This window comes from Nocardia sp. NPDC052316, from assembly GCF_044547795.1.
GTDB lineage: Bacteria > Actinomycetota > Actinomycetes > Mycobacteriales > Mycobacteriaceae > Nocardia.
Window position 1 is genome coordinate 499,929 of the sequence record NZ_JBIUBB010000005.1, and the last position, 19,229, is coordinate 519,157.

Consider the following 19,229-nt stretch of genomic DNA (forward strand, 5'->3'; position numbering starts at 1 on the left):
GGTGCGTCGGCTGCTTGGGCACTCACTATCCTGCGTCCAGTGTGAAATGACAGGCTTCGCTACCTTCTGGCACGCGATCCGAATAGCTTCGCGCACAGCGATATTCGCCTGAGTTGGTGCTCGGTCATGGGTGGACGCGGTTAAATTTGGGCGATCGAAAGGATCGTCAGCTTATGTCCGGAAACCCGCTTGCCGTCGCCGAGCCGTGGGATCTCGTCGCCGAGGGATACGCCGAATTCGCGCCCGCGCTCATGCAACCCTTCTCCGATCGCGCGCTCGAATTCGCTTCGCTGACACCGTCTTCCCAGGTCATCGATGTCGCGGCGGGGACGGGCCTGCTGAGCCTGCTGGCCGCGCCGCAGGTGGCGCGGGTGCAGGCCATCGACTTCTCCGCCCCGATGATCGAGCGGCTCACCGCCGCCGCGCGGGCCGCCGGGCTGACCAATATCGAAGCGCGGGTGGGGGATGGGCAGGCTCTGCCGTTCGACAGCGACACCTTCGACGCCGGCTTCTCGATGTTCGGGCTGATGTTCTTTCCGGAGCGGACCAAAGGTTTCGCCGAACTGTTCCGGGTGCTGCGCCCCGGCGGCACGGCCGTGGTGTCCAGCTGGGCGCCGGTGGTCGAGTCACCGCTCATGCGGACCATGTTCGGCGCGCTGCACGCCGCCGACCCCAGCGTGCAGGAGCCGCAGCCCAACTACCTCAGCCTGGAAAATCCCGAGGTCTTCCAGACCGAGATGCGCCGCGCCGGCTTCGAAGCCATCTCCATCCAACGACACTCGACCGCGCTCGCCTTTGCGAGCGCGGACGAGATGTGGGAAACCCTGGTACGCAGCAGCGCGCCGCTGGCCATGATGCGCCGCAGCGTCGGCGAACAGGCGTGGGCCGAACGCGTCGCGCTGATGAAGGCCTACCTCGCCGAGCACTATCGCCCGCAGCGGCCGTTGTCCACCACCGCGTTCCTCGGCATCGGGCACAAGCCGGTGGCTTGAGCCGGCACGAAAAACCGCCGCCGACCGGGTTGGTCGACGGCGGTTTTCGCGGGGGTGTTCGTTAGCGCGGGGCCATGCGCAGCGCGCCGTCCATGCGGATGGTCTCGCCGTTGAGGTAGTCGTGCTCGACGATGTACTGCGACAGCTGCGCGTACTCGTCCGGGCGGCCCAGGCGGGACGGGAAGGGCACGCCCGCCTCGAGGCCCTTGCGGTACTCCTCGGTGACGCCGGCCAGCATCGGGGTGTCGATGATGCCGGGGGCGATGGTGTTCACCCGGATGCCGAACTGGGCCAGGTCGCGCGCGGCGGGCACGGTCATGCCGTGCACGCCACCCTTGGAGGCCGAGTACGCGATCTGGCCGATCTGGCCCTCGAACGCGGCGACCGAGGCGGTGTTGATGATGACGCCGCGCTGGCCGTACTCGTCCACGGTGTCGGTCTTGGCGATGGCGTCGGCGGCCAGGCGCATCACATTGAAGGTGCCGAGCAGGTTCACGGTGATGACGGTGCGGAACAGCTCCAGGTCGTGCGGGCCGTTCTTGGACAGGATGCGCCCGGCCCAGCCGACACCGGCGCAGTTGACCACGATGCGCAGCGGCGCACCCGAGTCGACGACCTGCGCGACCGCGGCGCTGACCTCGTCGTTGCTGGTCACATCGGCCGGAATGAGGGTGACCCCGGCGGGCACATTGTCCCCGGCCCGCTCGATCGACTGCGGCACATCCAGTCCGAAGACAGTGGCCCCCAGCTCGGCGAAACGCTTGGCGGTGGCGGCGCCGAGGCCGGATGCGCCTCCGGTGACAATGGCGGCGGAACCCGAAATCTCCACGATGGTCCTCTCGTTCGTGACAGCCAGTTGGCCCTTCGTCAATTGCACCCTAACGGTTGCCACCACCGACCTTCATGAGGCATCCCTCTCATTTTCGAGAGAACCATCGCTGTACCTTGGGCGCGGCTATTGGAGAGTCACTTTCGCTCCGCCGGAGAACATCGAATCGTGCAGCATGAGGTGACTCGGTACTGCGTCGGGCGGCAGGTCGTACACCACCTGCGCTGTCACGCTGTTGCCCGGGTTGATGGCGGCGTACATGCTGGTGTCGGGCTGCAGGTTTATCGCGGCCATCGTGTCGTTCTCGAATTTGCGGTTCTTCGTGTCGAACAGGATCTGGTCGCTGGGACTGAATCCCTGCGGCTTGTTCGAGGTGTTCCGCACGGTCATCGTGACGATCGTGTACGCGCCCTGCGCTTTTCGCTGCAAATACGGATTGTCGCCCACTTCGCTGAGACCGATCTGAACGTCGGTGACGACGAACTCGAACTTGCCGTCGCGTACCGGCGTATGGAGACCGGGCGCCCCCGCCGATGGCTGCTCGGCAGGCGGCTGCTCCGCCGCCCCCGCACTGGTGGCCGCCGTATCCTTCTCCTTGTCGTCCCCGCCGTTCACCGCGATGAGCCCGACGAATCCGCACAGCCCGACCATGACTGCCACCACGATCAGCACGATCTTTCCGGCGTTGGACTTCTTCTGCGGCGGCTGCCCGTATCCGGGAGGTGGTTGGAACTGGCCGGGATGGCCGCTCCCGGCCGGCGGCTGATTGCCCCAGTTGGGATTCTGCGGTGGCTGGGATGGGTACTCATCGCGCGGTGTCGTCATGTCTTCGCCTTTGTCGAGAACGGTTAACTGCTGACGGCTGTATCGACCGCTTGTGATGTGCGTTACATCTGATTGCGTACGCGCATAACTGAAATACGCGCAGGTAGCAGTGCATTTCGGCAGGTCGGTTCTGCTATTCGGTCGTACACTCGGCTATTTGCGAACAAACGTGTTCTTCGGTGGTACCGTCGCTGCATGAAGCTGTTCGGTGGGGTGTCGGTGGCTGGGCGGCGGGTGTTGATCACCGGGGCGGCGCGGGGGATCGGGGCCGCGTTGGCTCGGCAACTGCATGACGCGGGGGCGAAGGTCGCGTTGCTGGGGTTGGAGGAGGAGTTGCTGGGGGAGGTGGCGCGGGAGTGTGGGGACGCGCCGTGGCGTTACTGCGATGTGGGGGATGTGGCGCAGGTGGACCGGGTGGTGGAGACGCTGGTCGGTGAGCTCGGCGGGCTGGATGTGGTGGTGGCCAATGCGGGGGTGGCGCGGCAGCTGCCGTTGATCGGCGGTGATCCGGCGGTGCTGGAGGAGACGCTGGCGGTCAACGTGCTCGGCGTCTACTACACGGTGCGCGCGGCCGGTCCGCACATCAGTCACGCGAACGGCTATGCGCTGGTGGTCTCTTCGCTCGCCGCCGCGGTGAACCTGCCGCTGGTCGGCGCCTACAGCGCGTCGAAGGCCGCGGTGGAGGCGCTGGGCCACACGCTGCGGATCGAGCTGAAACACACCGGCGCGAAGGTGGGCATCGCCTACTTCGCCGAACTCGACACCGACATGACCTCGCGTGGCTTCGGCACCGCCGCGGCCCGCGCGATCCTCGGCCGCGCCACCGTCTCCGGCGTCGCGCCGCTCGGCCCCGCCATCGACTCGGTGGAGAAGGCCATCGCGCGCCGGCGTCGTCAGGTGGTTTCGCCCTGGTGGGTGGCCGTCGCGCTGCCGTTGCGGCCGATCGCCCAGCGGCTGATCGGCTTCACGCTGCGCCGAGGGGTGCGGCGCGCCTTGGAGATCGCGCGAAGTGAAGAGGCACCCTTCACAACGGACCAACCCACCCGACCCCGCAAAATGGAGCGGCCAGCCTAGCCCGACCGAACCACCGGAGCCACCGAATGACCGAATCGGCAACCAGCGCACGCCAACTCCCGCGCGGTAGGCACGGCCTGCCGCGGGAGCAGGTGGTCGCGTCGCAGCGCGAGCGAATCCTGATCGCGATGGCCGAGGCGATGACCGAGAACGGTTATGTCGGAACGTCCGTTGCGGCGATCTTGAAGCGCGCCGGAGTTTCCAGGGAGACCTTCTACGAGCAATTCCGTTCCAAGGAGGCGTGTTTCGAAGCCGCCTACGAGCGGGCCGTGCAGAATCTGCTCGGCCGCATCGAGGAGGCCTCCCGCGGCGCGGATGATCCGGCCGGACCGGAGCTGAGCAGTTTGGATCGGATGGACCGGATCTTTCGGGCCTATCTGCAGCACCTGGTGGACGATCCGGCCAGCGCGCGGCTGTTCCTGGTCGAGGTCTACGCGGTGGGTTCGGCGGCGCTCTCGCGGCGGGCTCAGCTGATGGAACTGTTCGTAGGCCTGATCGCCGATGTGCTCGGCGCCGGAACCGACGATCAGCGGTTCGCCTGCCAGACCCTGGCGGCCTCGATCAGCGCGATGGTCACCGGCCGGATCGCGGCGGACGACCTGGACGGCCTGCTGGCGCTGCGGGTACCGCTGCTGAATCTGGTGCGGCGCGGCGGGGAGCTGTACGGCGACGCTCTGCTCGAATCGGACGAACCGCAGACCTAGCCAGAGTTGGCTGGACCACTTCCGGATCCAGTGCGAACCTGCTGGACTACCAGCGCCTCTCCGTATCCCGCGCCGCGCCGGATACTGCCGTGTCAGGCGTTGCGGCAACGGACGACGGCGGGCTGGGCGCGGCTGAGCCGGCCGCAGACAGGTCGGGAGTAGCCGTTTCGGGCGCCGACGGGTGTCCGGCCTGCGCGGCGGGACGCAGCGTGCGCAGGATCAGCATGACCGCGCCGCCCACCGCCGGTGCCCCGGCGGCCAGTGCGGCGACGGTCGGCCCACCCAGCACGGGCGCGGCGGTGGCGAGCAGCGTGGCGGCACCGAAGTAGAGGAACAGCAGCCCCGAGCCGATCCCGATCGCGCGTTCCGGCAGGTGCTTGCCGACCAGGATGCCGATCCCGATGGCGAGCGCGTCGGCGGCGACCATGCCGATGGTCGAGCCGAGCCACACGCCGACCCAGTCGTAGTCGGTGGCCAGCGCGGCGGTCGCGAACATGGTCCGGTCGCCGAGTTCGGCGAGCAGGAAGGCCGACAGCACCACGAGGAACGGTGCGGTGCTCGCGCGCAAGGACTTCGGGGCCGGGTTTTCTTCGTCCGCGCCGAAGTGTTCGCGCAGCGTCCACAGGCCGACGGCCAGGAAGGTGAGGGCGGCGACCAGCGAGATGGCCCGGGTGGGCAGTGCCGATCCGAGGAAGTAGCCGACGCCCACCGAGATCAGGTGCACCGCGGCCGAGGCGGTCGCGATGCCGCCGAGCACGACCCACCAGCGGTAGCGCAACGCGAACGTCAGGGCCATCAGCTGGGATTTGTCACCGAGTTCGGCAAGGAAGACGATGCCGATGCTCAGCAAAACGGTGGCGATCATGATGTGTGCGGCTCCCGGGTCTCCGGCCTGCCGGTCGGAGTCTGGGTATGCCTCCGGCCGACAACGAAATAGTTGTCTCGGCCGAAGGTCTCGCCCACCGGTCTGCGCCGGTTCACCCAGCCGGACCCGAGCCCTCGTGGGGTGGCGGGTCAGTATGTCGACTGTGCAATTGGGGGCTACTCCCCTTCGCTGTCCCCGACTCTACCCGCGGGTGCTCGACCGCGCCAACCGACTGTTATCCAAATCGCAATGGGCGCAATAAGTTTGGCGATCCATGCGCAGAGTTTCGGGTACCCTTACGCGGCGAGCAGCATGGCCAGAACCGCAGTGTCGGGATCGCTGATCGGGTCCAGTCCCACCCGGCTGACCAGGGAGGTGACCGTCCCATCGGACTCGGCCTCGGCCCACGCCGCACGGTGTTCCAGGCCGAGATGCGGCACGCCGGGCAGCAGCACGCAGCCGGAGGCGGCACCCGCGCACTCGGGCAGGGACGGCCGGGTTTCCGAGGGTGGATGCAGCATCAGCAGGGCAGCAGGCACATGGTCGGCAAACCGGCCGGGTGCGAGGGCCTCCTCGCCTAGTACCGTTCCCTCGGCCATCACCAGCCCGACCATGTCGGGTTCGGGGTCGTCCGGTAGCTCCTCGCGCACCCCGAACACCGTCGAGGTGGACAGCAGCCCGGGTAACGTGGCCACCCGGACGGCGAGCACCAGTACCTGCGCCCATTCCTTGGTGGTGTCCGGCCAGCGGCCGGAGATGACGAAGCCGCGCAGTGAGCCGCGGGCATGGAAAGGCGTGATGCCGATCGGTCCATTGGTCCGCATGGTGCCTCCCGTCCGGGTAACCGGGGTGGCCTCGCGCGTTCACGCTCGATAGCGCTCCCAGCGGCTTTGCCCGTCCTCGAACTGTGGAATCCGAGAATGAACTACGAATCACCTGGCACACAAGTACCAAAGAGTGCCAGCCGCCCGGTGAAATCGGGCTGACCAGCGATTGATCCAGCCCACAGGCTCGCGACGGTCGATCGGGGGCACGGTCCGAGACCGGTTTGCCGCTCGGGCGTGTCCTGATCGCGTCGCGATGATCGCCCGAAACGGCGACGGGCCCGCGCCCCGACCGCGTAACCGCGGCAGGGACACGGGCCTGTGGGCGCGTAGTCCGCTATCAGCCGAAGATGAGGCCCTTGCCCTGGCCGACGGCGCGGGTGAAGCGGTCCTGCACGTCTTCCCAGTTGACGACGTTCCAGAACGCGGTCACGTAGTCCGCCTTGACGTTCTTGTACTGCAGGTAGAAGGCGTGCTCCCACATGTCGACCTGCAGCAGCGGGATGATGCCCAGCGGGACGTTGGCCTGCTGGTCGTACAGCTGGAAGGTCAGCAGCTTCTGGCCGAGGGTGTCGTAGCCGAGCACCGCCCAGCCGGAGCCCTGCAGGCCGTTGGCCGCGGCGGTGAACTGCGCGCGGAACTTGTCGAACGAGCCGAACTGGTCGTCGATCGCGGCGGCGAGGTCACCGACCGGCTTGTCACCGCCGTTGGGGGACAGGTTCTTCCACCAGATGGAGTGGTTGACGTGCCCGCCCAGGTGGAAGGCCAGGTTCTTCTCGTACAGGAAAATGGCGCCGTGATCGCCGCTTTCGCGGGCCGCTTCGAGCTTCTCGAGCGCGGTGTTCGCGCCCGCGACGTAAGCGGCGTGGTGCTTGGAATGATGCAGCTCGTTGATCTGCCCGGAGATGTGGGGCTCCAGGGCGCTGTAGTCGTAATCCAGATCTGGCAGCGTGTACTCAGCCACGATGTCCCTTCCTATGTCGGGCTGTGTGCGCCCTTATCGAGCACACCCAACCATCATTCGTACACCCGCTCGGTTCCAACCGGGCCTGATGCCCCCGCATTCCGACGCGGGCACGGGCTGTGCACCGGCACGTCGTCATCGGCAGCGGGTCGAACCTCACGCGTTGCATCGAACCATGTCGCGGTACGACGAACCAGTGGAGCGACTGCGCCTCCCCGCGCGCGTCCGTGATCGCTCGGAGCAGCGCTGCCCGATCGGCAGCACCGATCCTCGTTCCGGATACCCACTACGTCAATGGTCACTCGCGGCGGCCGCCGATCCCGGAACGCGCCGGCGGCGAGCGGGCGTTTCCGCGCGAGAACCACCGAGTTCGCTGCCCGCTCCGGCGACGCCCGGAGACAGAAATACCGCACATCCGGCAAGTCCGAGTGTGCGGTATCGGTGGGCTGGAGTCAGAGCGGCGGCGCGACTCCGGGACGTGTCGCGCGCGGGTCGCCCGCGTCGTGCGCCGCCCACCAGCGCGCCGCGCCCGCGATGAACTCCGCCAGCGGGATCTCCCGGCCGGTGGTGTCGTTGATGACCATGTTGTCGAACCATACGCGCACGTCGAGCTCGCGCGGGTCGATGCCCTCTTCCTGGGAGAACTCCAGGACGTGCGCCGAGACGTGCTCGTCGAGGGTGGTGTCGAAGCTGAGCAACTCGCTCCACAGTGCCCAGCCGCTGTCGTCGAGGTCGATGAACTCCCAGCCGTGCAGCCTGCCGCCGCCGAAGCTGCGGATGGCCTCGTCGAGGCCGGTCAGTTCCAGTGGCAGCACGCGCGGTTCGAGGTCGTCCCAGTTCTGCACGCGCAGCGACGCCGCGACGCGGCTGACTCCGGTGAAGGTGACCTGAACCCGGTAATCCTCGGTGGGCGTTCCGTTTTCCGGAAGCGTCAGCACCTCTAAGTCGAGTCGTAGTTGCCCGGCCGCCGCGTCGACCTCCAGGCCGAGGCAGGTCGCCTCGGACAGAGCGACATTGAGCCCAGCCGTATCCATGCCGTCGAGTAGCCCCCTGCTCACGTTCATGGCCACAGGCTACCGACAGCTACCGGTGGAGCCCAGTATTTCAGTTTTTCGCTAGTGTTCTCGTTTTTTATGGAACCGATCGGGACCCGCCGCCGTCCAAGTAAATATCGGGACCCGCCGCGCCGCGAGTTCCGAGGTCGGCGGCGAATGACCGCTCCGGGATTGGCGGCTGGAGGGGAGTCTCGGATCGGTCGTTCGCGCCGAAAGGCATGCCGCGAATCCGCTGAGAGCTACGGAAAGACCCTTGATCCGGTGTTCTGGGCTCGGAGAGTTGGTTAGCCGGAGGGTAGCTTTGATAGCCAAACCCTGAAAGTGGCGCGCTGTCTGATAGCTGCAGCCTGTGGATGAAGTTGTGGATTATGTGGATAACTCTGTCGGAGGTATACACACGCCCACCCTGATCGGGGCATCGATCAGGGTTCCGGGACGCAGAACATACCTGAAGTATCGGCTCGATGTCGAGCCGCCCGCGACCGCGGCGCGGGCGGAATCGCACGGCCCCCGGTCGCCCATGGCAGGATCGAAACCGTGACGAGCCCCCATGTGCCCTCGGTCCCGGTGGACGCGGTGCCGCGCGAATTCGACAGCGCCGAACCGGCCGCCGACGCCACGCGGGCGATCCTGCTCGATGTGCGCGAGGACGACGAGTGGCAGCTCGGGCACGCGCCGGGCGCCGTGCACATCCCGATGGTCGACGTGCCCGCCCGGGTGGACGAGCTGGAGTACGACGTCGATCTCTACGTCATCTGCAGGCAAGGCGGCCGTTCCCTCCAGGTGGTCGAATACCTCACGCACATCGGCTTCGACGCCATCCAGGTCAACGGCGGCATGGTCGCGTGGCAGCAGGCGGGCCGCCCGCTGGTCGCCGACGGCGCCGGGCAGGCGAAGATCTACTAGGACCCCCGCGAAGGAGGCGTGATGAGACACGATGGCGCAGCGCTCATCAGCGCCGACCGGGCGCGGGTGTCCCGCGAGACACAGGAGGCACGGTGAGCACGGTCGTCCAACCTTGTGCGCGGTGTGGCGCGCGCTGGGCCGTGCAGTCGACCCCGATGCACTGGTGCCCGCGCTGCCGCGGCGTGCTGCTGTCGCCCGCGCCCATCGACGCACCCGCCGAGCGGCGTAACTATCGCTGGGTGGCGCGTCGGCCGGACCACCGCGCGCGCAGGTCCCCGGCCGCCGGGCAGCCCGTGCCGAGCGCCGGAACTCCGCGCTACACCCATATTCCGCGGTGGGGTCTGGTCGATCCGCCGCCGAGGCCGGCCGCCGAGGCCCCTCGTCCGCTCACCAGGCTGACCGCCAAAGCATCCACCCTGCTGATCACGACTACGGCGTTGTTCGCGGTCGCGTCCGTCGCCGAGCTGCTGCGCTATCTGCTCCTGCTGCGCAACCGCACCCGGCTGATCCATCCCGCGCTGCTGCTCTGTTCCGACGTGCTCGTTGTCGGTGCCGCGGTGCTCGCCCTCCTGTTCGCCCTGCTGAGCGCGGTGGCCGTGGTCGGCTGGCTGGTCGACGCGCGGCGGGCCGCCTTCCAGGAAACCGGGCGCGCCGACCCGCGATCGGTGCGCGTGCTGGTGCTCGGCTGCGTGGTTCCGGTGGTCAATCTGCTGTGGCCCGGGGTCTTCCTGACCGAGCTCGTCGCGCGACGGTCCGATCCGCGCGCGCTGCGGGCGATCCGGATCTGGTGGGCCGCCTGGGTGTTCGGCGGTGTGGTCGCCGCGGCCGCGCTGCTGTGGCGGACCGCCGATTCGTTGCAGGCCGAGGCGGATGGCGTGCTGTTCACCGCGTTCACCGACCTGGTCGCCGCCGCCGTCGCGGTGCTCACGCTGGCCATGATGCGTGTGGTCGAGGAACGAGATGTGCTCGGCCGCAGCCGGAACGCGCGGCGCTGGTTGGTCGCCGTAGACCCGGCCGTGCCGGTGATCGAGCCGGTGCAGCCCGGTGGACGTGCGCCACGGGCGGTCGGCGAGTCCGCGCCGGACGCGGCTGAGCACAACAATGCTGAAGACAGCGGCGCGGGCGTTGAGGACAACGGTGCAGTGGACCGTGAGCAACAGGAGGTTTTGGCCAAGTGAGCCAGGTCAGTCGCGCACCGTTCGTCGTGGCGCACCGCGGTGCGTCGGCGGCGCGCCCCGAACACACGCTCGCCGCATACGAATTGGCGCTCCAGGAAGGCGCGGACGGCGTCGAGTGCGACGTCCGGCTGACCAGGGACGGGCACCTGGTGTGCGTGCACGACCGCACCGTCGACCGCACCTCCTCCGGCACCGGCCTCGTCAGTGAGATGACGCTGGACGAACTGAAGGACCTCGACTTCGGCGCCGACGGCGAAGCCGCGGAGGTGCTCACCCTCAGCGAGCTGATCACGTTGGTGCTCGATTGGCGCAGCAGGCCGACCAAGCTGTTCATCGAGACCAAGCACCCGGTCCGCTACGGCGCGCTGGTGGAGAACAAGCTGCTGGCCGAACTGCAGCGGTTCGGCATCGCCACCCCCGCCTCCGCCGACCATTCCCGCGCGGTGGTCATGTCTTTCGCCGCCACCGCGGTCTGGCGGATTCGGCGGGCCGCACCCCTGCTGCCGACCGTGCTGCTCGGCGAGTCGTCGCGCTACCTCGGTGGCGGCGCCGCGACCACGGTGGGCGCCACCGCTGTCGGCCCGTCGGTGAAGACGCTGCGCGACCACCCCGAACTGGTCGACAAGGCCGCCGCCGCGGGCCGTGCCACCTACTGCTGGACCGTGGACGACCCCGACGACGTGCGCCTGTGCGCCGACCTCGGTGTGAGTTGGGTTGCTACCAACCATCCCGGTCGCACCAAGGCGCTGCTCGACGCCGCCTGACCCGCTCGAACGGGTTGGCACCGTTGACCTCTGAAGCAGTCCTTGCGTATCCGTCGTCGCCGAATCGGCGCGCCTCGGTTCGCTGCTCGTCGGCGCTGCTCCCCAGCTGGGCTGACGGAAGGCCGCTTGACAGAGTTGGTCCGGCGACCGGTTCGTCTCGGGTCGGCGGACCGGCGAACCAGCTTGTGCGCGTGCGCCGTTCAGCGGCCAACTGTCCGCAGCCGCGCTCAGCACCGTCCCGGTGCCGTGGCGCGCGGGGTGGCGGAGCGCACACCATGTAGGTTGACCCCCCGTGGGTAAGAGCAAGCGGAATAGTCCTAAGCCCGGAGGGAACCGGGCACAGCGTCTCGCCGAGCGGAAGGTGGCGCTCGAGCAGGCGGCGCAGTCCGTCTCGCGCCCCTTCGAGGGGCTGGCCGCGGAGTGCGATCTGGTCGCGCTGTGCGAGTTCGTGCCGTCGGCGACCGCCGAGCTGAAGCTGGCGTCGAGTGTCGCGGCGGAGCGTTCGGTCGTGCTCGCGACGGTGCTACCGGGTGCGGTGGCCGCACTGGTGCGGGCGGGCGAGTCGCCGAGCGGCTACGTCGGCGCGCAGGTGCAGTTCCAAGGTGCCGACCTGGGCGCCGATATCGCGGCCGCCATCCTGTGGACGCAGTCAGCGGAGCCCGGCGACTCGCTGGCCTCGGTGGCGAGCGTGGCGGGCGGCCCTCGGCTGGCCGACGTGATCGATCCCGCTGCGCCGCTGGACATCACGGTGCACCAGGACTTCGACTGGTGGGTGCCGGAGGGCGTGCAGCCCGACCCGCAGGTCGCCGCGACCATCGAGCAGGCCAAGCAGGCGATCAAGCCGTCCGCCCGGATCGCGCTCGGCCCGGACGCGGTCGGCGCGGCCTGGTGGGTGGACGCGGGCGAGAAGGCGCACATCCGCTGGGTGCGCCCGGAGAACGAGGACGATCTGATGCTGGCGCTGGCCCGCCTGCACGCCGCGGGTGGCCTGCAGTTGGGCGAGGGCTCCCGATTCGCCGGCTCGTTCCGCACGCACGGTGTGCTCGTCCCGGTCTTCGACCTCGATCCGGAGATGCACGCCGACGAATGGGCAAAGCCTGCTCAGGAATTCGACGCCCGGCTGGCGGAGGCGCTGGCTTCGGACGCGCCGTTGACCGCCGGTGAGCGTCGGTCGCGGGATGGTCTGCGGTCGCGTCAGGTGACCTTGCGCTGAATTGTTGCGTACCAATAAGAGAATTCGGCGAAGAACAGTCCTGCTAATTGTGCCGCCGGTGCGGTCGGCTATCACCGCTGAAAAGTCGCGGAAGTGAGCGCGGTCTCACCTAACCGATGCGGAAGAACAAACGGTGGACGTTATTCGCCGGCCGTTGCAATCGCTGCTCAGCACCGTGGCGTCCAGTAGGACTGTGTGGAACGGCAACAGGCCCAGCTCATCGTGCAGAGCTGGGCCTGTTCGCTATTGATGGGTGACGCCTATCAGACGGATCCACCCGCTGCCGAAGGGGCGCCGGAAGTATCGCTGGGACCACTCATTTCCCGGGCGATGAACTCTTCCAGATCGAACAGGTTGGACCCGGCGCGCTCGGCAATGGTGAGCAGGGTGGTCATGTTGGCGACCTCCTCGACCTGCTCCTTCAGGAACCACTGCATGAACTGTTCGCCGAGGTAGTCGCCCTCTTCGCGGGCAGTGCTCGCCAGCTGGATGATCTGGTCGGTGACCGTCTTCTCCTGAGCGAGGGCGAGCGCGATCGGCTCGTGCACATTCTCGAACTTGGATTTGGCGGCGTCGATGCCGGACAGCTCGACACTGATGTCCCGGTCGAGGAAGTACTGCACGATCATCATCGCGTGGTTGCGCTCTTCCACCGCCTGCGCATAGAAACGCTTGGCCAACTGGGGCAGATCAGCATTGTCGAACCACACCGCGATGGCGATGTATTGATGTTCGGCATTGAATTCATGCCTGATCTGATCGTGGAGCAGGCCGTGGAATTTGCTGCGTGGGGACTCCGGATGGCTGGACATAGTAGCTGACATTAGCGCTGGTCAAGGCGCGTGTCATCCAAGTGCAACCTTATTGAGGCTAGTATTGCCTAATTAATTCTTCGCTGTCCCAGCCATTCTCGGGGTCGCGTTGTCGATGCGCTGCGGCACCCGGAGTTCGCGCGCGATGAACTCCTCGACGTCGAACAGGTTGTCCGCCGCGCGGTCGATGACGGTCAGCAGCGTCGTCATTCTGGCGACGTCTTCGACCTGTTCCTTCAGGAACCACTGGACGAAGCGTTCGCCGAGATAGTCGCCCGATTCGCGGGCGGCGCGGGCCAGCCCGGTGATCTGCGTGCTCCGGTGCTGCTCGGTCTCCAGCAGGAAAGCTATTGCCGCACGGGGGGATTCGAAGGTCGACCGGATCTCGTCCAGGCCGCCGATCTGGACGTCGAGATCACGGTCGAGCAGATACTGGACCATCCGCAATGCGTGGCCGCGCTGCTCCTCGGACTTGCCGTAGCAATGTTTGGCCAACTGCGGCAACCGATTCGCGTCCAGGTACACGGCGGCGGCGAGATACTGCTGCGCTGCCGTGAACCCGTGACGAATCTGTGCGGTGAGCAGAGTCGGGAAGGGGCGATCGAGCTCGATGTCCGGCATGTGACCGACGCTACCTCGTCAGCAGGTCCTCCGGAATCGGACGGTCGGAAGCGAGGGCATCGAAGAACTGGCTCGCCTTGTTCTTGTCCCACACCAGCACATTGCCGCTGTCGGTATCGGCGAACCGGCCGATCGGCACCGTCGTCGCCACCGTGTCGCCGCGCATCGCCCAGCCGAGCTGTGCCAGGTGCCAGATGTGGTCACCGTCGTCGACCTTCAACGATTTCACCGTGTCCGACGCCAACGGCCACAGCTTGAACGGATTGGCCAGGGTCGCGGTGCTGGTCGCCTTCTTCACCAGGGCGGCCATGAAGATGCGCTGGTTATTGATCCGGTCCAGGTCGGCGAGCGCGGTCGCGCGGCTGCGCACGAAACCGAGGGCCTCCGGGCCGCTCAGCTTCTGGCAGCCTGCGGGCAGGTTGATCCCGGCCAGCGGATCGTCGATGGCGGTCGGCAGGCAGACGTCGATGCCACCGAGCGCGTCGACGACGCCGGCGAAGCCGCTGAAGCCGATCTGCGCGTAGTGGTCGATGCGCACGCCGGTGGCGATCTCGACGGTCTGCACCAGCAGCTGCGGCCCGCCGAGGGCGAAGGCGGCGTTCAGCTTGTCCTGGCCGTTGCCGGGAATGCTGACGTAGGAGTCGCGCGGCAGGCTGACCATCGTGGTCTTCCCCGACTCGGGGATGTGCACCAGCATGATCGTGTCGGTGCGCTCCGGACCGACCTCGCCGCCGGTGGCGAGCTCCTGTTCCTGCTCGGGGGTCAGGCCGGCGCGGCCGTCCGAGCCGACGATCAGCCAGTTGGTGCCGGGGGTGTCGCCGAGTCGCTCGGAGTAGTTGACCAGCGCGGGGATGCGGGTCAGCGAGCCGTCGAGCTTCACGATGGCGCCGATGGCGGCCAATACGAGCACCAGCAAGAGGACAAGGAACCAGCGGAAATAGTGACGCTTGCGGCGCGGCCTTGGGGCGCGGGCTTGTCGTTCGCCGCGCGGCGGTCCGGGCGGTGGTGGCGGCGGACTCCCGCGGCGCGGCCGGGGCCGCTGCGGCGGCGGGCCCTCGCGATAGGGCACCGGCTGCTGCGTCGGCGCGTGCGTGGGGCCGCCGCGTGGCTTGTCGAGCGGCGGCCGCCGCGACAGCACGGGTTCCGGCGGGACCTGCGAATACGCGAGCGGTTGATGCGGGCCGCCGCGGCGCAGCACCTGCGTCGGCTCGACGTACGGCGACTGCGGGTCGACCGGCGGTCCGGCGCGGCGCGGTCCGGGGCGCGGCATCGGCGGCTGACCGGGCGGCGGCACCCGGCGCATCCGTGCGCGGTACTGGGGGTCGTCGCCATTCATCACTGAGACTCTACTTATCGCTCGTCGTTCGGGTCGGTGGTGCGACGGATGATCTCGATCCGGTCCGAGCGTTCTCGTGCCCAGTTGGCACGCGGATATCGCCCCGACCGCAATGCCCGTCCGCCCGCGCACACTCTATGAATTCGCCGGCGCCCCGGCGGTGTTATCGCCGGACGGGGAACAGTTCGGTCACAGTGGCCGCTCCGGCATCTCGGGGCAGGTGAGCGGAGTCCTGTCGGCGCTGCTCGCCGGTGTTGTGCGAACGGCCCGGCCTGGCTGGTTCGGTGATCAGGTGGTGGCTGGATAACCTGCTCGGCGGCGGTGCACGACTCGGCCCCGGCCGAGTCGGTGTTGCGGCATCAGGTGTGACGGAAGGCGGGGCGTGCGCCGCGTCGATGGCGGCGGGGCAATAGATTCGAGCCCATGCGTGGTGAGTCCGGGGCCGAGCGGGGCGAGGCCGAGGTGACGGAGCGGGAGCGGCTCGGGATCAAGCTCGAGATCGCGGTCGTGCTGGTGGTCACCTTCGGGTTGAGCGGGCTCAATGCGGCGCTGTCGCTGGTGGAGAGCGCGCTCTCGCCCGGTGGGGTGGGTGGGCGCACCGTCGCGCTGAATCCGTCGCGGTCCGCTCAGTCGACCATCGATCTGCTGTTTCAACTGCTGAGTGTGGCGCGCCTGGTCGGCTGGGCGGCGCTCGGCCTGTACCTGTTGTGGCGCAGCGGGATCGGGCCGCGCCTGATCGGGCTGGCGGGCAGGCTGCGGTGGCGCGCGGATATCGTGCCGGGGCTGGTGCTCGCGGCCATCATCGGGCTGCCCGGCCTCGGTCTGTACCTGATCGCGCACGCCATGGGGGTGAGCGTCACGATCGTGCCCGCGTCGCTCGGTGACCACTGGTGGCGGCTGCCCGCGCTGATCCTGTCGGCCTGCGCGAACTCGCTGGCCGAGGAGATCATCGTGGTCGCCTACCTGATCACCCGCTTGCGCAAGCTCGGTTGGTCGGAGAACTCGTCACTGCTCACCTCGGCCCTGCTGCGCGGTAGTTACCACCTGTACCAGGGGCTCGGCGGCGGCCTCGGAAACCTGGTGATGGGCTTGATCTTCGGCCGCTACTGGCAGCGCACGAACAAGTTGTGGCCGCTGATCCTCGCGCACGCCACCATCGACGCGGTCGCCTACCTCGGCTACACGGTCTTGCGCGGGCACGTGTCCTGGTTGCCATAAACGATCAGGCAGCACGCCGACGGCTCAGATGCGGCGGAGTCCGTTGAGGAAGGGGCAACCCGCGAGGGTCCGTACCGCGCGGCTGAGCGCTTCGATGTCGTCGGCGGGGGAGTTGAACGGCAGCCGGAAGTCGTGGTCGCCGTCGCGGCCCTCGACGCGCAGGGTGAGGCCGTAGCGGTCGATGGCGAGCGGGTGCACGATGCCGTGCTGGAGCCGGGGCGGCAGGTGCCTGGCCAGCTGCGCGACGACGTCCGCGTGGTCGGCGTCCATGTGCAGCAGCCAGGCGGATTCCAAGGCGCAGAACGGATCCGGCCGGGCCGCTCGCAGTTCGTCGATGCTCACCGATTCGGCGCCGGTCGAGTCGGCGACCACCGCCGAGTTGATCACCAGGCGCAGCAGGGTCGCGGTGTGCCCGACGTCGAGCAGGCCCGGGTCCGGGTTCTCCTTGGCGACTTCGCCGGCCAGCGCCCGCTGCGCCTGCGCGGGTACCGCGCGCACCCAGCCGCGCAGCCAGACCAGCGCGCGCACGGGTTCGCGCAGCGGCAGTGGGGCGTGATCGGTGAGCTCCAAGACCGCGGGCGCGCCCGCGTCCGGTGAGTTGCCTGCCACCAGCGCCGCCACCGAGGTGGTCGGTACCGCGATCACCGCGTCGCCGCACTCGCGTACGTGATGCACCGAGACGGGCGTCGGATCGATGCCGGGCATGGCCAGCACCGCCTGCTCCGCGTGCGCACACGCACTGCGCACCCGCTCGGCGGTGGACGGTGTGACGGTCGGTGTCGGACGCGGCATGCAAACCTCCGTGGTCGGGCGTTGTTCGCCTTGCTCGGCGCTCAATTAGGTTACCCTAAGCTAAGTGACCAGCGGAACATCCGCAAGCGTTCGCCCCACGCTGATCCTGAGAATTCGCCGCCCGTTGCACGGCTGAACTCCGTACCGCACCTGGTTGTTACGGTGGATCGGTGGCGCACGGAGCGGAAACACCTGGCGAACCGGTACTTATCGCGTTGACGGCACCCGCCCGGCGCAGCATCGTCGACGACCTGGTGCGCGTCCCGATCGCAGGCGACTCGGCCCCGCGGCTCGACGCAGACGCACCCGACGCGGACATCGCCGACTTCCTGGCCGCCATCGTGCACACCGACACCGGCTTCATCGCCCGAACCGCGTCCGGTGCCCGAGCCCTCGCGATCGTCGCCGCCACCGTCGCCGCCCTCTGCGGCGAAGACATCCGAACTGCGCTCGGCACCCCGGACATCGCGTTCCTGAACGCACTGAAACCGCCTGCGGTAGAAGCCCTCCGAACCGTCCTGCTCGCCATCGAGACCGAGCACCCCGACGAAGTAACCCAGGCCCTCGCCCCCCTCGCGCGGGGCGGTGAAAGGCGTGGTGGAACGGGTTAGCCGGTAAATACCGGGAGCGCCGGTCGCGGACGCAAGTAAGGTCGTAACCGTGCCGCGTATCGCGTACTTCGGGCCCTCCGGAACCTTCACCGAGATGGCCCTCGCCGAACTCGAATCCTCGGGGGCCTTCGCAGGGGCCGTCGAGCGGGTTGCCGCGCCGAGCCAAGGGGCCGCGCTCGAGCTGGTCCGCGCCGGGGACGTCGACGGTGCGGTGGTGCCGATCGAGAGTTCGGTCGAGGGCTCGATCGCCGCGACGCTCGATTCGCTGGCCGTCGGCCCTCGGCTGCAGATCGTGGCGGAGACCGAGCTGGAGGTGACCTTCACCATCCTGGGCCACCCCGGCACCGAGCTGTCCGAGGTGCGCACGCTGGCCGCCTATCCGGTGGCCGCCGCTCAGGTCCGTGAGTGGGTGTCGCGGAATCTGCCGCAGGCCCAGCCCTACGTCTCGGCCTCGAATGCCGCGGCGGCCGAGGACGTGGCGGCGGGCAAGGCCGACGCCGCGGTGTCCACCGCGCTGGCCGGGGCTCGGCTCGGGCTGGCGGTGCTGGCCGCGGGCGTGGCCGACCACGAGCAGGCGATCACCCGCTTCGTGCTGGTCACCCGGCCGTGCGTGGCGCCGCCCGCGACCGGAGCCGATCGGACATCGATCGTGCTGGAGTTGCCGAACGAACCGGGCTCGCTGATGCGCGCGTTCGCCGAGTTCGCCACGCGCGGCATCGATTTGACCAGGATCGAGTCCCGGCCCACCCGCACAGGCATGGGCACCTATCGCTTCTATCTCGACTGCGTGGGGCACATCGATGACACCGCGGTGGCCGAGGCGCTCAAGGCGCTGCACCGCACCGCCCGGATCCGGTTTCTCGGTTCCTGGCCCGCCACGTCGGCGACCGGCACGCCACCGCCCTCGGACGAGGCGGCCGCGGGATGGCTGACCCAGCTACGAAAGGGGGTGGCGGATCTGTGACCGAGGCGAAGATCGGCCCGGCCAAGTTGGTTCTGGTCCGGCACGGTGAGACCGAAGGCAATGTCGCGAAGCTGCTCGACACCAAGGTGCCTGGTTTGCCGCTCACCGAACGCGGTGCGGCGCAGGCGAAGTTGTTCGGCGAGACCCTGCTGAACCCGCCGCGCGTGCTGTTCTGCTCGACGGCGTTGCGGGCCAGGCAGACCGCGGGTTACATCGAGGCCGCGACCGGCGTGCCAGCCACGGTGCTGGACAACCTGCAGGAGGTGCAGGCCGGCGAGCTGGAGGGCAAGCACAGCGAAGAGGCCCACCTGTACTTCCAGCGCGTCTATCGGGCTTGGCACAACGGCGATTTGGATGAACGCGTCCCCGGCGGGGAGTCCGGGCGCGACGTGCTCGCCCGTTTCCTGCCGGTCATCGAGGAGCTACGCGAGACGTACCTGACGCCCGGGTCGGGCGAGGGCGATGTGCTGCTGGTGAACCACGGCGCCGCGATGCGCCTGGTGTCGCGCTACCTCGCTGATGTGCTGCCGCCGTTCACCACGAACAACCACCTCGACAACACCGAGACCATCGAGCTGGTCCCGCTGCCCGACGGCAGCTGGGACTGTATCCGGTGGGGCCGCTTCACCCCACCCTTCGGCTACGACGTCGCCCCCACCTCCGACGATCCGATGGGTTAGGC

The 19,229-nt window shown here is 68.3% G+C and carries 21 protein-coding genes; 11 read left to right on the forward strand and 10 right to left on the reverse strand.

All coding sequences use genetic code 11. The features are described 5' to 3' along the window. Positions 1-173: 173 nt before the first annotated feature. On the forward strand, positions 174-992 hold the full coding sequence (locus ACIHA7_RS25895; protein ID WP_397293527.1) for a class I SAM-dependent methyltransferase: 819 nt from the start codon (positions 174-176) through the stop codon (positions 990-992). Positions 993-1,053: 61 nt separating this feature from the next. Here ACIHA7_RS25895 and ACIHA7_RS25900 read toward each other — a convergent pair whose 3' ends face one another. Together ACIHA7_RS25900 and ACIHA7_RS25905 are read right to left on the reverse strand one after the other, a co-directional pair. Next, a complete protein-coding gene (locus ACIHA7_RS25900) occupies positions 1,054-1,821 on the reverse strand; it encodes an SDR family NAD(P)-dependent oxidoreductase (RefSeq protein WP_397293528.1) in 768 nt (255 codons plus the stop codon). Between the two features lie 126 nt (positions 1,822-1,947). Continuing rightward, positions 1,948-2,493: a DUF4352 domain-containing protein gene (locus tag ACIHA7_RS25905; protein ID WP_397293529.1), complete on the reverse strand. Its 546-nt coding sequence runs from the start codon at positions 2,491-2,493 to the stop codon at positions 1,948-1,950. A gap of 348 nt (positions 2,494-2,841) precedes the next feature. On the opposite strand from ACIHA7_RS25905, the gene ACIHA7_RS25910 reads away from it, so the two are divergent. Beyond that, entirely contained in the window at positions 2,842-3,720 is an 879-nt protein-coding gene (locus tag ACIHA7_RS25910; RefSeq protein WP_397293530.1) for an SDR family NAD(P)-dependent oxidoreductase, read from the forward strand. A gap of 26 nt (positions 3,721-3,746) precedes the next feature. Continuing rightward, complete coding sequence (locus ACIHA7_RS25915; protein WP_397293531.1) at positions 3,747-4,424, forward strand: TetR/AcrR family transcriptional regulator; 678 nt, start codon at positions 3,747-3,749, stop codon at positions 4,422-4,424. A gap of 46 nt (positions 4,425-4,470) precedes the next feature. On the opposite strand, the gene ACIHA7_RS25920 is transcribed toward ACIHA7_RS25915, so the two are convergent. The 4 genes from ACIHA7_RS25920 to ACIHA7_RS25935 all read right to left on the reverse strand — a co-directional run bounded on the left by ACIHA7_RS25920 (position 4,471) and on the right by ACIHA7_RS25935 (position 8,141). Beyond that, on the reverse strand, positions 4,471-5,289 hold the full coding sequence (locus ACIHA7_RS25920) for a TMEM165/GDT1 family protein (RefSeq protein ID WP_397293532.1): 819 nt from the start codon (positions 5,287-5,289) through the stop codon (positions 4,471-4,473). A gap of 296 nt (positions 5,290-5,585) precedes the next feature. Further along, positions 5,586-6,113, reverse strand: a complete 528-nt coding sequence (locus ACIHA7_RS25925; RefSeq protein WP_107653559.1) for a peptidase — start codon at positions 6,111-6,113, stop codon at positions 5,586-5,588. Between the two features lie 340 nt (positions 6,114-6,453). Beyond that, positions 6,454-7,077: a superoxide dismutase gene (locus ACIHA7_RS25930; protein ID WP_107653560.1), complete on the reverse strand. Its 624-nt coding sequence runs from the start codon at positions 7,075-7,077 to the stop codon at positions 6,454-6,456. Between the two features lie 452 nt (positions 7,078-7,529). Continuing rightward, the gene (locus ACIHA7_RS25935) at positions 7,530-8,141 is read right to left on the reverse strand and encodes a hypothetical protein (RefSeq protein ID WP_397293533.1); all 612 of its coding nucleotides are present in this window, start codon (positions 8,139-8,141) and stop codon (positions 7,530-7,532) included. Between the two features lie 528 nt (positions 8,142-8,669). On the opposite strand from ACIHA7_RS25935, the gene ACIHA7_RS25940 reads away from it, so the two are divergent. The 4 genes from ACIHA7_RS25940 (at position 8,670) to ACIHA7_RS25955 (ending at position 12,193) form a co-directional block, all read left to right on the forward strand. Then, positions 8,670-9,038, forward strand: a complete 369-nt coding sequence (locus ACIHA7_RS25940; RefSeq protein WP_397293534.1) for a rhodanese-like domain-containing protein — start codon at positions 8,670-8,672, stop codon at positions 9,036-9,038. Positions 9,039-9,130: 92 nt separating this feature from the next. Next, on the forward strand, positions 9,131-10,216 hold the full coding sequence (locus ACIHA7_RS25945) for a DUF4328 domain-containing protein (RefSeq protein ID WP_397293535.1): 1,086 nt from the start codon (positions 9,131-9,133) through the stop codon (positions 10,214-10,216). Further along, a complete protein-coding gene (locus tag ACIHA7_RS25950; RefSeq protein ID WP_397293536.1) occupies positions 10,213-10,980 on the forward strand; it encodes a glycerophosphodiester phosphodiesterase in 768 nt (255 codons plus the stop codon). Before ACIHA7_RS25945 ends, ACIHA7_RS25950 begins: the two co-directional genes overlap by 4 nt. Positions 10,981-11,272: 292 nt before the next feature. Beyond that, positions 11,273-12,193 carry a DUF5926 family protein gene (locus ACIHA7_RS25955; protein ID WP_397293537.1) on the forward strand — a complete coding sequence of 307 codons (921 nt, stop codon included), beginning with the start codon at positions 11,273-11,275 and terminating at the stop codon, positions 12,191-12,193. A 263-nt stretch (positions 12,194-12,456) separates the two neighbouring features. Here ACIHA7_RS25955 and ACIHA7_RS25960 read toward each other — a convergent pair whose 3' ends face one another. From ACIHA7_RS25960 to ACIHA7_RS25970, 3 genes are all read right to left on the reverse strand, one after another. Continuing rightward, positions 12,457-13,005, reverse strand: a complete 549-nt coding sequence (locus ACIHA7_RS25960; protein ID WP_107653565.1) for a ferritin — start codon at positions 13,003-13,005, stop codon at positions 12,457-12,459. Between the two features lie 72 nt (positions 13,006-13,077). Continuing rightward, a complete protein-coding gene (locus ACIHA7_RS25965; protein WP_397293538.1) occupies positions 13,078-13,626 on the reverse strand; it encodes a ferritin in 549 nt (182 codons plus the stop codon). A 10-nt stretch (positions 13,627-13,636) separates the two neighbouring features. After that, the gene (locus ACIHA7_RS25970) at positions 13,637-14,962 is read right to left on the reverse strand and encodes an LCP family protein (RefSeq protein ID WP_397293539.1); all 1,326 of its coding nucleotides are present in this window, start codon (positions 14,960-14,962) and stop codon (positions 13,637-13,639) included. 423 nt (positions 14,963-15,385) lie between these two features. Here ACIHA7_RS25970 and ACIHA7_RS25975 point away from each other — a divergent pair, with 423 nt between their 5' ends. Further along, complete coding sequence (locus tag ACIHA7_RS25975) at positions 15,386-16,180, forward strand: CPBP family intramembrane glutamic endopeptidase (RefSeq protein ID WP_397293540.1); 795 nt, start codon at positions 15,386-15,388, stop codon at positions 16,178-16,180. Positions 16,181-16,204: 24 nt separating this feature from the next. Here ACIHA7_RS25975 and ACIHA7_RS25980 read toward each other — a convergent pair whose 3' ends face one another. Beyond that, positions 16,205-16,972 carry a DUF2470 domain-containing protein gene (locus tag ACIHA7_RS25980; RefSeq protein WP_397293541.1) on the reverse strand — a complete coding sequence of 256 codons (768 nt, stop codon included), beginning with the start codon at positions 16,970-16,972 and terminating at the stop codon, positions 16,205-16,207. Positions 16,973-17,142: 170 nt separating this feature from the next. Here ACIHA7_RS25980 and ACIHA7_RS25985 point away from each other — a divergent pair, with 170 nt between their 5' ends. Genes ACIHA7_RS25985 through ACIHA7_RS25995 form a run of 3 tightly spaced genes read left to right on the forward strand, consistent with a single transcriptional unit; the run spans position 17,143 to position 19,227 of the window. Further along, the gene (locus ACIHA7_RS25985; protein ID WP_397293542.1) at positions 17,143-17,583 is read left to right on the forward strand and encodes a hypothetical protein; all 441 of its coding nucleotides are present in this window, start codon (positions 17,143-17,145) and stop codon (positions 17,581-17,583) included. A 49-nt stretch (positions 17,584-17,632) separates the two neighbouring features. After that, complete coding sequence (pheA, locus tag ACIHA7_RS25990) at positions 17,633-18,547, forward strand: prephenate dehydratase (protein WP_397293543.1); 915 nt, start codon at positions 17,633-17,635, stop codon at positions 18,545-18,547. Then, positions 18,544-19,227 carry a histidine phosphatase family protein gene (locus ACIHA7_RS25995; protein ID WP_397293544.1) on the forward strand — a complete coding sequence of 228 codons (684 nt, stop codon included), beginning with the start codon at positions 18,544-18,546 and terminating at the stop codon, positions 19,225-19,227. Before pheA ends, ACIHA7_RS25995 begins: the two co-directional genes overlap by 4 nt. The last annotated feature ends 2 nt before the right edge of the window (positions 19,228-19,229 follow it).

Coding starts and splice junctions, on each gene's coding strand:
- ACIHA7_RS25920 (WP_397293532.1), bottom strand. CDS start 5,289: ATGATCGCCACCGTTTTGCTGAGCATCGGCATCGTCTTCCTTGCCGAA.
- ACIHA7_RS25925 (WP_107653559.1), bottom strand. CDS start 6,113: ATGCGGACCAATGGACCGATCGGCATCACGCCTTTCCATGCCCGCGGC.
- ACIHA7_RS25895 (WP_397293527.1), top strand. CDS start 174: ATGTCCGGAAACCCGCTTGCCGTCGCCGAGCCGTGGGATCTCGTCGCC.
- ACIHA7_RS25965 (WP_397293538.1), bottom strand. CDS start 13,626: ATGCCGGACATCGAGCTCGATCGCCCCTTCCCGACTCTGCTCACCGCA.
- ACIHA7_RS25980 (WP_397293541.1), bottom strand. CDS start 16,972: ATGCCGCGTCCGACACCGACCGTCACACCGTCCACCGCCGAGCGGGTG.
- ACIHA7_RS25960 (WP_107653565.1), bottom strand. CDS start 13,005: ATGTCCAGCCATCCGGAGTCCCCACGCAGCAAATTCCACGGCCTGCTC.
- ACIHA7_RS25935 (WP_397293533.1), bottom strand. CDS start 8,141: ATGAACGTGAGCAGGGGGCTACTCGACGGCATGGATACGGCTGGGCTC.
- ACIHA7_RS25910 (WP_397293530.1), top strand. CDS start 2,842: ATGAAGCTGTTCGGTGGGGTGTCGGTGGCTGGGCGGCGGGTGTTGATC.
- ACIHA7_RS25915 (WP_397293531.1), top strand. CDS start 3,747: ATGACCGAATCGGCAACCAGCGCACGCCAACTCCCGCGCGGTAGGCAC.
- ACIHA7_RS25970 (WP_397293539.1), bottom strand. CDS start 14,962: ATGAATGGCGACGACCCCCAGTACCGCGCACGGATGCGCCGGGTGCCG.
- ACIHA7_RS25975 (WP_397293540.1), top strand. CDS start 15,386: ATGCGTGGTGAGTCCGGGGCCGAGCGGGGCGAGGCCGAGGTGACGGAG.